This is a genomic window from Yersinia proxima, from assembly GCF_902170785.1.
Lineage (GTDB): Bacteria > Pseudomonadota > Gammaproteobacteria > Enterobacterales > Enterobacteriaceae > Yersinia > Yersinia proxima.
In genome coordinates this window covers 41,312-54,223 of the sequence record NZ_CABHYG010000017.1, presented here as the reverse complement: position 1 = coordinate 54,223, position 12,912 = coordinate 41,312, and the positions used below count along the sequence as shown (strand labels likewise).

Genomic DNA, 12,912 nt, shown 5'->3' with positions numbered 1-12,912 from the left:
ATGGCTAAAACATTTGAGTTTTGTTGTAAACCGTTTTATCCGGCTGCCTTTCTCTGCATGAACGCTGATTTTCATTATTTGAATTAGTTCGCGACCGTTATTAATTACTTCTGTAGCTAAGTTGGCGAAACACATGTACTCGACTACTCTTAAAGAGTATGGCTGAACAAGCCTACGTTAATGCCAACTTTTAGCGCACGGCTCTCTCCCAAGAGCCATTTCCCTAGACCGAATATAGGAATCGTATTCGGTCTCTTTTTATTTTTCATTTAAAATCAATTAAATATACAAACATCGGTCAATTACCCAATATTTATTACCAAACTCACTTTTGACACAACGTCATCGCACGCTGTTGGAAAGGCGCCAGGCTCATCTTTTGTCCCGGCTTCTCGTTATCATCTAATAATAAAATATCTAATGGTTTCGCGAGAACATGGCCTGCCTTCATCTGTTCAGTCGCCACATCATTGAGTGGATATTGAGCTAATGTACTTGGATTTATCACAAACAAAGCTCCCCCTGAGCGACATTCCAACATCACCTCTTCTCGGGTAAATGCCCATTGTTTGCCAAATTCAAACTTACTGACAGTCACTATTTTTCCAGCGGCAAAAGCATTCACGGATAGCATCAGTAGCGATAACGTCAGCACCAAACTCTTCATTTAAATTATCCTCAATTAACGGCTTACTTTGATTTTCTCGCATTCAGTTGAGTCGACGCAAGATTAACAGTAATAACTATCACGTATAATTTCTCACTATATCGGTGCCATCGTGGCGAAAATACTCACTAAAAGTAATACCGCAGCACCAAGGATTATTTCAACATAGCTGTTGATCACTAACCAATGGTGGGCTTTTACTGGCAATTTACGCAGCATGGGAACAATCAAATAGCGGTTAATGACCGCTATAATAATCATAAGCAGTACCAATATTACCTTGCTCAGTAATAACATCTGATAGGCAGATGTCAGCGTTAAAGAGGTTTCACGCAATATAATAATGCTGTTAATCACGCCGGTAGCCAATACCAATGCGACGGCCAAATGTCCCCAACTTGAAAACCGAATCAACGTAGTGATAGCTTCACGTTTCACATCATTCCGGGCTGTATGTGCCAGGCAAACCAGCAACGCAGGCAGGCATCCCAACCAATAACCCGCACTGAGCAGATGTAGAATTTGGTTAGTCTGGTGAATCCATCCCACTACACCGTCGTGCATTGCGGCGTGCCCGGTAAATGCCAAACTAGCCAGTAGCAAGGTTGAGCACCCGACCATCAGCCGATAGTAAAGTCGGGTTGTGCCGAGTAATACTACCCACATGCTCAATATGGATAAACCGAGATGCCATTGCCATATCTCGCCAAAGCGAGTTCCCAAGACCGCCCACCATACACTCAACCTATAGGTATCAGACCAGCCATCGCCCATCATGCCCGCCTGAATAGCCAAAAGCCCGATAGCGGAGGCTAGCCCCAAAAATGTGCTGAAGATGAGGAGTGACGATAACCGATTTTTGAGTATCGAAGAGAAACGGTCTGGTGCGAGTAAGGCGGTGAAAATGCTGATACCAAACATCAGCATCACCGCCAAAAAGTGCAGAAAGCGACACAGAATGAATAGAGTCGCCAGAGACATATTACTTCACTGTGAAGCTGTAAGTGCCTTTGGTTTTATGACCATCAACAGACACAACATGCCATGAAACATTATATTTCCCTGCTTTCAATGCACTATCGATCGGCAGAATTAATTGCGTGTTGTTGGCTGGGTCCAATTTGAGTTCACCAGTTTTCACCACATCGTTATCTGGGCCTGTCACCTTCACGCCACTAAAATTCAATTCAATCCCTTCAGAGAAGCCCAGTGTCACGGCTTCTGGCGCTGAACCGATAGTGGCATCAGCAGCAGGAGATTCAATTTTCAGATGTGCATGAGCCAGAGCTTGCTGACTGGATAGCCCAACAAATAACACAATAAGTGCCGAAAGCATGCGGCAAGAAGAACGTACTTTGTGAATAAACATAATATCCCTTAATCGATGGGGAGAAGAATCAATCTGCTACCAACCATATCCTATATTGGCAGCGCGAACCCCTATCACTTCCAGTCAATTGCACTACCTGTGAGGTAGGACACAAAATAAAACGCCAAATTATGAGCGGCGATTGAAATATAGCCAATAGTTGAGCAGCAATTAATCTCACTCAGCCTGTCACCTTTTATCGCAAATGATAACGATTTGAATATAGCAAGACAAGAAGCCATAGATAAACAACATGTTGTTAGCACGAAACAATAAAATTCAGAGGAAATAGTTGCGGTGAAATTGCGGTGAGTATGGCGTGTATACAATAAGAAGCCGCAGTATCCAGCCCCACTTAGCAGTGGATAGAAACTGCGGCAAGCTCAATTCAAGACCAAAGATCAGGCTTGAACATGGCTCTGTGCTGCCATTGTTTTCAGATCTTTATCGACGAAGAACAATGAATTGCCGCTGTTACCCACTAATGCCAGTTTATCCAGGATAGATTTGAACAGCTTTTCTTCTTCATGCTGTTCGGCCACATACCATTGCAGGAAATTGAATGTGGAGTAATCGTGGGTGGTCATTGCAACATGGGCCAGTTCATTAATTTGAGTCGTAATAAGTTGCTCGTGTTCGTAGGTCAGTTTGAATACATCAGCCAGTGATGCAAAATCGACCGGCGGTGCACTGATGGTGCCTAATACCGGCATGGAGCCTGTTCCACTCAGGTATTCAAACAAACGCTGCATATGCTGCATCTCTTCTTGAGAATGCTCTTTTAAAAATGCGGCAGCCCCCTCAAAGCCTTTATCGCTGCACCAGGCACTCATCTGCAAATAAAGATTGGCAGAGTAAAATTCCAGATTCAGCTGCTCATTGAGCTTTTGTGCCATTTCTGTTTTCAACATAATAATTTCCTAATTTTTATAATGCAGGTAAGCAACGATTAACTTTTCGTATTATGCCAAGATAAAAACAAAATAAGAACACCCTATTCACATTAATATTAAATAAAAACAGTGAATTATTTATTTTATTGATTACAAAGGAAAAATAAATTTACATCGTGATAGTTAATTAATATAAGAATCATTAACATTAACGTCAGAATACTAAAAAGAATGATTCTTATTTAAGGCTTACTTCAATAAATAATAACCCTTGTTTTAGAGGTTAATATTATTTCACGACAAAAAGTTTTAATGCGGTATTGTTGGGGCACATTACCTGCTTGCCAATATCTGTCCACTGCATTACCTTTTGCGCCATAACTGCCCACGCAGCATGAGGAGAAGACGATGGGATATAATCTAGCTGAGCTTTCTGATGAAGAAACAGCAAAAATGAATGTTGACCTGGCCGCCTCTGGTGTCGCATTTAAAGAGCGCTACAATATGCCAGTCATACCTGAAATGGTTGCACGAGAACAACCTGATGAGCTACGGGAGTACTTTTTGCAACGGCTGGCGCACTACCGTAGTGAATCCAATAAATTCTCTCGTTTGCCGTATGAGCCAAAAATGAAGTCATGAGCAAAAGGCTCCCGCACAGGGTTTGCGGGAGTTTGTCGGCGACAACGGCTAGAGTTTTCGAGCAAATCTATCGGTTGCAAGAATCAGCTGGTGCAAGATACCCGGCTCGTCAAAGGAGTGCCCTGCGCCTTCGACAATATGCAATTCGGCTTCCGGCCATGCTTTTGCTAAATCCCATGCATTCTGTGGCTGACAAGCCATATCATATCGTCCATGAATAATTACCGCCGGGATATGGCGTATACGCGTGACGTTATCCAGTAATTGGTTATCACTATCCAAAAAACCTAAGTGGGTAAAATAGTGATTCTCAATGCGGGCAAACGCCAGAGCGAAATCATCTTCACCGAAGGACGCCGCACTTTTAGCTGGCAACAAGGTGACAGTTTCGCCCTCCCATAGACTCCAAATTTTGGCTGCCTCTAATTGTACCGCCTTGTCAGGTGAGGTAAGTCGTTTGCGATAAGCCGCGGTGACATCACCCTGCTCTTCTGGCGATAAGATAGATAGCACACGCTGCCATTTATCGGGGAAGAAACGAGAAGCGCCATCCTGATAATACCAATCCAACTCTTTTTTACGCAGCGTAAATATACCACGCAAAACCATCTCGCTAACCCTGTCCGGGTGGGTTTCGCCGTAAGCCAGTGCGAGAGTTGATCCCCACGACCCCCCGAATATCAACCATTTATCGACACCGGCCATTTTACGTAGCCGTTCAATATCATCGACTAAATGCCAGGTCGTGTTGTTATCCAAACTGGCATGGGGTTTGGAGCGCCCACATCCACGTTGATCAAACAGTAATACTTTGTATTTTGTTGGGTTGAACAGCTGCCGATGATAAGGTGCAATCCCCCCCCCTGGGCCACCATGAATAAATACCGCGGGTTTACCTTCAGGATTACCACAAAGTTCCCAGTAAATCTGGTGGCCATCTCCTGTGTCGAGTAAACCACTATCGTAAGGTTCATACGCTGGATAAAGTCCACGTAATTGTTCCATTATTTTTCCATATTTGTTAAGACATTAAAGTTATCAAAGCCTATACAGCACGCAGGGTCAACGATAAAACATTACATTTACGCCAATCAGCTCATTAATTCCATCAACTGGTGATAAATGCACCATAACTTAATTAAATTTTAGGTGTAACATCACCACATAGTGATATTTAAAACGTAATAAAAGGATCGAGTGTTTAATAATATTCCTACTAAACAATACATTAACCAGATTGACGCTTTCTTCCCTTGCAACTCACTCTGATTAGGTGGTTAATAGGTAGGCGTACCAACCTAACCGAAGGTAAAGAGAGGCAAGCCATGAGTAAGGGAATGGACAGCAAAAAGAACGCGAAGAAAAAGCCACTAAAAACGCCAGCTGAGAAAAAAGCTGAGAAACGCGCTAAAAAGTCATCGTCCACTAGCGCAGAATAACGGACTTTTCGTCTCGTCAGTCAACCCGCCATGCAGGCGGGTTTTTTGTTGCTAAGATTTAAGCATGACATGGGGAGCAAGCATGTATTTTCGTATCATCGATACAGAAACTTGTGGCTTAGAGGGCGGTATTGTCGAAATCGCATCCATTGATGTAGTGGATGGTGTATTGAGTAACCCGATGAGTGACTTGGTTAGCCCAGACCGGCCAATCAGTCTCGACGCCATGGTCATTCACCATATCACAGAAGAAATGGTGGAAGGTAAACCACGGATTGCAGTTGCCGTAAGGAAGTATCAAGGTAGCCCTTATTATGTCGCTCATAATGCCCCCTTCGACCGTGGTGTATTACCGGAGATGGGCGGTCAATGGATTTGTACGTTGAAACTGGCCCGTATGCTCTATCCTGATATTAAGCACAGCAATCAATATCTGCGTTACGCTTTGCGCCTGAATGTTTCTGTACCAGATAATCTGTATCCACATCGCGCCTTGTATGATTGCTATGTCACCGCAGCACTGTTGCAACGTATCATGCGAGACTCTGGGTGGAATGCCGAGCAAATGGCGGAAATCACGCAGCAGCCACAGTTGTTATCAACATTTAAGTTCGGCAAATATCGGGGGAAAAGTATTGAACAGATAGCCCGGCAAGATCCGGACTATCTGCGTTGGATGCTGGCCTCAATCACCGATCTTACACCCGATATGCGCCATACCCTGACGCATTATCTGGCAGAGTAAGCCTGCGTTAATCAAGCCAGAGAGAGAATGAAAGCATATTCCAAAGCAATATCCTCATAAACTTTGAAACGCCCAGATTTCCCCCCATGGCCTGAGTCCATGTCGGTATAAAGCAATAACTGGTGGTCATCAGTTTTCATTTCCCGTAGTTTTGCGACCCATTTTGCCGGTTCCCAATATTGAACCTGGGAGTCGTGCAACCCGGTGGTCACCAGCATATGCGGATAATCCTGAGCTTTAACCTGATCGTATGGGCTGTATTGCTTGATGTAATCGTAATAAGCCTTATCGTTTGGATTGCCCCACTCGTCATATTCGCCGGTCGTCAGAGGAATAGACTCATCCAGCATGGTGGTGACGACATCAACAAATGGCACCTGCGCCACTACACCTTTGTATAATTCAGGTGCCTGATTAATCACCGCCCCCACCAACAAGCCCCCCGCACTACCGCCCATGGCAAAAACACGGTTTGCATCGCCATAGCCCTTGGCTACTAATGTTTTGGTTACATCAATAAAATCATTGAATGTGTTCAATTTCTTGAGCAACTTGCCATCTTCATACCATTGCTGCCCTAACTCACCACCACCGCGAATATGGGCCAATGCAAAGACAAAACCACGGTCTAACAGACTTAAACGACTGCCACTGAATGCAGGATCCATGCTGCTGCCATAAGAACCATAGCCATAGACCAACAGCGGATTACTCCCGTGAGCAAAGTGGTCACGGTGATAGACTAATGAAACAGGAACTTTGACACCATCCGATGCAGTAACCCAAATCCGCTCACTGCGATACTTTTCTGGTGTGAAGTTTTTGACTTCCTGCTGCTTGAGCAACTGACGAGCACCGGTATCCATATTCAGCTCGTACATGGAACTTGGCGTGGTCATGGACGAATAGCCATAGCGCAACAGTTCAGTTTCCGGCTCAGGGTTATATGCCAGCCAGGTCACATAGGTAGGGTCATCAAAAGTAATTGATTTCTCTTCCCGAGTAGCCCAGTGAATTTGCCGTAACTGTGTCAGCCCTTCACTACGCTCCTCTACCACCAGCCAATCGCGGAATAGACTGAAGCCTTCCAGCATCACTTCAGTTCTTGGTGCAATTAATGACATCCACTGAGATTCATCAGCGAAGTCAGTTGGCGCTTTCTCTGCTTCGGCGATTTTATACAGACCGAAGTTTTTGCCGTCTTTATTGGAACGAATGTAAAAATGCTGCTTATAGTGATCTAATCCGTATTCATGGTCTTTGCGACGTGGCGCGAACATTTGCGGCAACGGTTCGTGCTCATCGGCATCCAGCAGTAAAATTTCAGAAGTTGTGGTGCTACTGAGATGGATAACAATGAAGCGCTCAGAAGTGGTTTTTTCCAAGCCAACATAGAATGTATCGTCAGCTTCCTGATAAACCAGTTGGTCTGATGCCGGATCTGTTCCCACCACATGGCGATAGACCTGATAAGGTAACAATGTTTTTTCATGCTTACGCACGTAATACAGTGTTTTGGAATCATTCGCCCACTCAAAGCTACCCGAAGTATTGCTGATCACTTCCTCTTGCCAGGTGTCGCTTTGTAAATGCTTTACTCGGATATCATATTGGCGACGCGATAAAAAATCCTCAGCGACCGCCAGTAGTTGATTATCCGGACTGACATCCAGCCCCCCCAAAGTATAAAACTCGCTGTCCGCAGCTCGCTGGTTGCCATCCAATAATGTTTCCCAACTGCTATCAGCCCAAACCGGCTGGCGCACGTAAATGGCATATTCATTACCTGGCTCAAAACGCGTTTGATAGCGGTAGCCATTACGGGTATAGGGAACGGACTCTTCTTGTGGCGGAATACGGGAAACCATTTCCTGATACAAGGTTTCACGCAGCGCTTGCTGTGGTTTTAACACCGCCTCGGTGAACTTATTTTCAGCTTGCAAATAGTTCAGAACGTCAGTGTCAGTGCGTTCATCATCGCGTAGCCAATAATAATCATCTGTACGGATATCACCGTGTATCGTCATTGGATAAGGGCGTTTATCTGCCTTTGGAGGTGTGGTCATTAGTTGAAGTATCCATCTGTGTTCATTACCGCGAGAGTGACACGATTACCTGGCGATGCCAAGCAGTGCCATCGGCTTATTATTAAGTTAAATGGAGCTCATTCAAGAGTAAACAAAATGATAGGCAGGTGCCGGATATGTTATCACCAGCACCTGTTTAGGCGTGATTAGTGATTCCAGTGTTGCAGGGTCACGTTCGCAGGGTATAAGTGATAGTGCCAGCCTTGCAGTCGAGCACGACCTGGTAAGTTTTATCCCCTTTCTTGCCCCGAGCAGTCAGTGGAACCTGCCAAATATCATCTTTGCCAGTAATGTCTACCGTGCTAATCCAGACGACCGGGCTATCAGTTCCTAATCCTTTTTTATCTGCTTCCCAACGCGTTATTCGGTTTTGTAGGAAATCCCGTTTAACTTGTGTGGCAACCTGTGATGGATCTAACCCGGTACAAGCAGGGACTTTTGCTACCCGCGGTTCCTGAGCTTGTACACTATTGATGACACCAGTCAATCCGCAGACCACTATCAAGGCGAGTCCTGTCTTTCTCATTATTCCTCCAGATATTATTATTTCTATCCTATGGCCGGAACAATGATTGAAAGGTAGGTTACAGAGTGAATAGCGTTACAGAATCAAAGCATTAACACTATTTAATTAACACCGAGTAAATTCAATCACGTAAAACTGCTCCAGCCCCGGATAGATATCCTTAATCACTTTTTTCAGTTCATCCAACGACATATTTTCTTGCTCCGCATGGCGTTCTGTCAGGGCATCCAAAGTGATTGGCGTGACAGACTTGACCAAAATGTTGCAGAAAAACACACCATCTTCATTGCGACATACGCGCAGGACTTCCCCTGGGCGAAAATCGGATTCACTGCTATCCCGGATAGTGATCGTTTTACGATCAGCCAGAATATCCGCCTCAAACCGGCGAAAGAAGGTGATTTCACGATTCATTTTAGATCCCTTTCTCACTTTTTGCCGAAATCAGGCAGATTAAGCCGCTTGATTTTCTTCAGATTTGGATTTTTTCTCTGCAACGATTTTTTCAACTTTCGCTTTTGGCTGCCCCTCGGCGGAGGCCGCAGGATTGGCACCACGTAGAATTTGCCCTAATGCGTCTTTGTTCTCTGCCAGGAAGAAGCTCAAGGCCTCGCGTTGCTCTTCTTCAAGTGTTAAAGGTGACTGCGATAACCACTCAGACAAATTGTCAGCCAAATCCAGCATTTTATCGTAGGCATCGGCTTCTTTTTTGGTTGTGAAAGTCATTTTTTCCTCACCCTGTCTTACCACGACGAATTTTATTTCAACGGCCATTGATACGCGTCCTCTTCGATTACAGATCACTGTACATAAACACAGTATAATGTGGTTTATTGGAGCGATGCAACCACCATCGCTCTCCACTGTGATTATTTTAATAAACGAGCTTTACAGTTTTTGCCTTTGATTTTGCCTTGCTGTAACTGCTGTAGCGCGCGTTTGGCACTGGCCTTGCGAATAGCAACATAAGCATGGACGGGGAACATATCGATTTTACCCACGTCTGCAGCGGTCAGACCGGCTTCACCAGTTAACGCACCCAAAATGTCGCCAGGACGAATTTTAGCTTTACGGCCACCATCAATGCATAACGTAACCATTTCAGGTTCCAGCATGGTGTTGGCACTGCGGCTCACCTGCTCGGCTGGCGTCCATTTCAATTTCATTTGCAGATAATCTTCAATGGCATGAGCGCGCGTCATTTCTTGTGGCGTGCACAGACTCACGGCAAGGCCACTCATCCCTGCCCGACCAGTGCGGCCGATGCGGTGCACATGCACTTCCGGATCAAATGCCAGTTCGAAATTGACCACCAGTTCCAAGTCTTTGATATCCAGACCTCGAGCAGCAACGTCCGTTGCAACCAGTACCCGACAACTGCGGTTGGCAAAACGCACCAACACCTGGTCACGGTCACGTTGTTCTAAGTCGCCGTGTAATGCCAACACACTGATGCCACGGGACTCCAGGGCTTCGTAGACACTCTGGCAATCTTTTTTGGTATTACAAAACACCACGCAAGAGGCGGGCTGGTAGTGACTAAGTACCGAGATCAACAACGGCAAACGCTTTTCACGAGTGGTTTCGAAAAACACCTGCTCGATAGCCGGTGCTTCACCGCCATCATCAACTTCAACATTCACCGGTTGGCGCTGAACCCGCGCACTGATTTGTTCAATTCCTGCCGGATAAGTGGCAGAAAATAGCAACGTCTGGCGTTGTGGCGGGGTATAGGCAATTACATCATCAATGGCATCGGTAAAACCCATATCCAACATGCGATCGGCTTCGTCCAGCACCAGAATTTTGAGGTCATCCAGTACCAGCGTTTTCTTGCGCAGATGCTCCTGAATACGCCCCGGCGTGCCGACGACGATATGCGGGGCATGCACCAGAGAATCCAACTGATGGCCCATCGGTTGGCCACCACACAGGGTCAGGATTTTAATGTTCTGAGTAAAGCGAGCTAATCGGCGCAACTCTTTGCTGACCTGATCAGCTAATTCGCGGGTTGGACACAGCACCAAGGCCTGAGTCACAAACTCACCGACGGCAATTTTGTCCAGCAAACCAATGCCGAATGCCGCAGTTTTACCGCTACCGGTTTTGGCTTTTGCTCGCACATCCTGCCCATTAAGGATGGCCGGTAATGCTGCGGCCTGTACCGGTGTCATTTCGGTATAGCCAAGTTCATTAAGATTGGACAACTGCTCAGCAGGCAGTGTCAGGGAAGAAAAGGAAGTTGTGCTCACGGCAGTAACTCTTATAACTGGATGGAATGGCAGCGATGGCCTGAAGGCGAGCGCAAGATTTTGCCGCGATAATACCAGAGATAGGACCATTGCCGGAACTATACTGCATCGATACCGGTGAAATGGCGTGATTCTCTGCTTTACCGCCGATACGCAATCGTTTTCGTTGCCGTTTTACCCTATACTTGTGCCCGTAAAATTCACTGCGCGTAAAATTACTGTGTAACTTTCCCACTGATGTAGGTACTTAACTATGCTGACTATTGGAACCGCTCTGCGTCCGAACGCCACCCGTGTCATGTTGCTTGGCTCCGGTGAGCTGGGTAAAGAAGTGGCTATTGAATGCCAGAGACTGGGGCTGGAAGTGATTGCGGTTGATCGCTACGCAGATGCCCCCGCAATGCATGTTGCTCATCGTAGCCATGTGATTAATATGCTGGATGGTGCTGCGCTCAAACAATTGGTCGCGCAGGAAAAGCCGCACTATATCGTGCCGGAAATTGAAGCTATCGCCACCGATATGCTGGTTGAGTTAGAAAATATGGGCCAGAAAGTTGTGCCCTGTGCCGAAGCGACTCGCTTGACTATGAACCGCGAAGGTATTCGCCGACTGGCCGCAGAAACACTGCAATTACCGACCTCCAGCTACCGTTTTGCTGATACCGAGAGTGCATTCCGTCAGGCGGTCACTGAGATAGGTTACCCATGTATTGTCAAACCGGTAATGAGCTCTTCAGGTAAGGGCCAGAGTTTGATTCGCAATGAACAGCAACTTCAGGCCGCATGGGATTACGCGCAACAAGGTGGCCGTGCGGGCGGCGGTAAAGTGATTGTCGAAGGATTGGTTAAGTTTGATTTTGAAATCACTTTGCTGACCATCAGTGCTGTTGATGGCATCCACTTCTGCGCCCCTATTGGTCATCGTCAGGAAGATGGCGATTATCGTGAGTCTTGGCAGCCACAGGCGATGAATGATGTCGCAGTGGCGCGGGCAAAAGAGATTGCCTCACAAGTTGTCAAAGCGCTAGGCGGCTATGGGTTATTTGGCGTGGAATTGTTTGTCTGTGGTGATGAGGTTATTTTCAGCGAAGTTTCGCCACGCCCACATGATACCGGCATGGTGACATTGATTTCGCAAAATATGTCTGAGTTTGCCTTGCATGTGCGGGCTTTTCTCGGCTTGCCTATCGGCACTATTCGTCAGTATGGCGCGGCTGCATCGGCAGTTATCTTGCCTGAATTGACCAGCCACAATATTGCTTATCATGGGTTAGAAACGGCATTGGTGGGTGATACCCAGATTCGTTTATTTGGAAAACCTGATATTGCCGGTAAACGGCGGTTGGGAGTGGCGCTGGCGGTAGCGGATGACACTGATACGGCGATTGAGGTAGCAAAGCGTGCCGCGAGTGCGGTCGTCGTGACAGGCAAGTAGTTATGACCGGTAAGTAGTTATGACACGAAAGTCATACGTCATATAGGAATAACCCGCCATTTCGGCGGATCAGACAGCTAACAAACCTCGATAACTCGATCTTGCAAGGTGACGACAGGTAGAAGAGTAAAGCGTCCGCGCCAAGGATGGCGCGGCTCGAGCCAAGGATGGCGCGGCTCGAGCCTACAAGGATGCTTGTTTTAACAAAAGAAGTACGACGTCTTTACGATCTGCCTGTTTTCACCGATACGAGCACTTTGTTATTAACCTCACCCGCCATTTAAGTGAGTTTCAGAGAATAGAACAGCTAAACGCTTGGGTTTACCCCTCGTACGGGTCTTCTATTTCGTCCGCATCTTGCTCATTATCGCGACGATAATCAGACTCATCATGTTCATCAAAGTCAGTATCTTCAAAGATAGCCATGGCTTGTGGATCATTCTGGTGTCGCTCACGGATTTCTGCGGCGACCAAGGCAATCGCCTCACCACTGCTCATCCCTTCCGACATGAATTGATGAATACGTTCGACAGCCTCTTGCTGTTCCTCATGAGAAAGTGAAGGCATACCCGCTAACATTGATTCATCTCCTACGTATAATTGATTCAGTATACCCTGCGTACTTAAAGCTGCAGGGGTGTTAGCTACTCTCACTCACCCGAATCACTTACTGATGTAAGCTCATCGGGACTTATTCGTTTGCCGCCTACCTGCAACTTCAATTACTTTGGGTACTTAATGTTTTTTGTCTACGGTGGCGGCCACTCACTTATCTAAGCCAATGAGTTGAGCAAATTATGTTAATCTACTGGATAGTTTCGCTGTGAGCGCGTGATTATGCCACGGATAAGCCCTTC

Annotated in this window: 14 protein-coding genes; 3 read left to right on the top strand and 11 right to left on the bottom strand. The window is 46.2% G+C overall.

Annotation, left to right across the window (positions count from 1 at the left end; translation table 11 throughout):
- Positions 1 to 325 precede the first annotated feature (325 nt).
- The 4 genes from FTB31_RS16355 to ftnA all read right to left on the bottom strand — a co-directional run bounded on the left by FTB31_RS16355 (position 326) and on the right by ftnA (position 2,947).
- Positions 326 to 667: a YebY family protein gene (locus FTB31_RS16355; RefSeq protein ID WP_077173996.1), complete on the bottom strand. Its 342-nt coding sequence runs from the start codon at positions 665 to 667 to the stop codon at positions 326 to 328.
- A 96-nt stretch (positions 668 to 763) separates the two neighbouring features.
- Positions 764 to 1,648, bottom strand: coding sequence for a copper homeostasis membrane protein CopD (gene copD, locus FTB31_RS16350; protein ID WP_077294746.1), 885 nt, complete (start codon positions 1,646 to 1,648; stop codon positions 764 to 766).
- 1 nt (position 1,649) lies between these two features.
- Positions 1,650 to 2,036 carry a CopC domain-containing protein YobA gene (yobA, locus tag FTB31_RS16345; RefSeq protein WP_005170441.1) on the bottom strand — a complete coding sequence of 129 codons (387 nt, stop codon included), beginning with the start codon at positions 2,034 to 2,036 and terminating at the stop codon, positions 1,650 to 1,652.
- A 401-nt stretch (positions 2,037 to 2,437) separates the two neighbouring features.
- Positions 2,438 to 2,947, bottom strand: coding sequence for a non-heme ferritin (gene ftnA / locus FTB31_RS16340; RefSeq protein WP_050077481.1), 510 nt, complete (start codon positions 2,945 to 2,947; stop codon positions 2,438 to 2,440).
- 390 nt (positions 2,948 to 3,337) lie between these two features.
- On the opposite strand from ftnA, the gene FTB31_RS16335 reads away from it, so the two are divergent.
- Positions 3,338 to 3,571, top strand: a complete 234-nt coding sequence (locus FTB31_RS16335) for a DNA polymerase III subunit theta (RefSeq protein ID WP_004389928.1) — start codon at positions 3,338 to 3,340, stop codon at positions 3,569 to 3,571.
- A 48-nt stretch (positions 3,572 to 3,619) separates the two neighbouring features.
- Here FTB31_RS16335 and pip read toward each other — a convergent pair whose 3' ends face one another.
- Positions 3,620 to 4,576, bottom strand: a complete 957-nt coding sequence (pip, locus tag FTB31_RS16330) for a prolyl aminopeptidase (RefSeq protein ID WP_050077480.1) — start codon at positions 4,574 to 4,576, stop codon at positions 3,620 to 3,622.
- A gap of 516 nt (positions 4,577 to 5,092) precedes the next feature.
- On the opposite strand from pip, the gene exoX reads away from it, so the two are divergent.
- Positions 5,093 to 5,755 (top strand): exodeoxyribonuclease X, encoded by a 663-nt coding sequence (exoX, locus tag FTB31_RS16325; RefSeq protein ID WP_050077479.1) that lies wholly within the window; start codon positions 5,093 to 5,095, stop codon positions 5,753 to 5,755.
- An 11-nt stretch (positions 5,756 to 5,766) separates the two neighbouring features.
- On the opposite strand, the gene FTB31_RS16320 is transcribed toward exoX, so the two are convergent.
- The 5 genes from FTB31_RS16320 to dbpA all read right to left on the bottom strand — a co-directional run bounded on the left by FTB31_RS16320 (position 5,767) and on the right by dbpA (position 10,620).
- Complete coding sequence (locus tag FTB31_RS16320) at positions 5,767 to 7,821, bottom strand: S9 family peptidase (protein WP_077173993.1); 2,055 nt, start codon at positions 7,819 to 7,821, stop codon at positions 5,767 to 5,769.
- 190 nt (positions 7,822 to 8,011) lie between these two features.
- The gene (yebF, locus tag FTB31_RS16315) at positions 8,012 to 8,368 is read right to left on the bottom strand and encodes a protein YebF (protein WP_227731595.1); all 357 of its coding nucleotides are present in this window, start codon (positions 8,366 to 8,368) and stop codon (positions 8,012 to 8,014) included.
- Positions 8,369 to 8,473: 105 nt separating this feature from the next.
- Positions 8,474 to 8,782, bottom strand: a complete 309-nt coding sequence (yqfB, locus tag FTB31_RS16310) for a N(4)-acetylcytidine aminohydrolase (RefSeq protein WP_050077476.1) — start codon at positions 8,780 to 8,782, stop codon at positions 8,474 to 8,476.
- A gap of 39 nt (positions 8,783 to 8,821) precedes the next feature.
- Positions 8,822 to 9,142 (bottom strand): YebG family protein, encoded by a 321-nt coding sequence (locus FTB31_RS16305; RefSeq protein ID WP_050077475.1) that lies wholly within the window; start codon positions 9,140 to 9,142, stop codon positions 8,822 to 8,824.
- A 95-nt stretch (positions 9,143 to 9,237) separates the two neighbouring features.
- On the bottom strand, positions 9,238 to 10,620 hold the full coding sequence (dbpA, locus tag FTB31_RS16300) for an ATP-dependent RNA helicase DbpA (protein ID WP_050077474.1): 1,383 nt from the start codon (positions 10,618 to 10,620) through the stop codon (positions 9,238 to 9,240).
- A 253-nt stretch (positions 10,621 to 10,873) separates the two neighbouring features.
- On the opposite strand from dbpA, the gene purT reads away from it, so the two are divergent.
- Positions 10,874 to 12,055 (top strand): formate-dependent phosphoribosylglycinamide formyltransferase, encoded by a 1,182-nt coding sequence (gene purT, locus FTB31_RS16295; RefSeq protein ID WP_227729190.1) that lies wholly within the window; start codon positions 10,874 to 10,876, stop codon positions 12,053 to 12,055.
- A 321-nt stretch (positions 12,056 to 12,376) separates the two neighbouring features.
- Here the strand turns inward: purT and FTB31_RS16290 are convergent, their stop codons facing one another.
- Positions 12,377 to 12,634: a YoaH family protein gene (locus FTB31_RS16290; RefSeq protein ID WP_005163637.1), complete on the bottom strand. Its 258-nt coding sequence runs from the start codon at positions 12,632 to 12,634 to the stop codon at positions 12,377 to 12,379.
- Positions 12,635 to 12,912 lie beyond the last annotated feature (278 nt).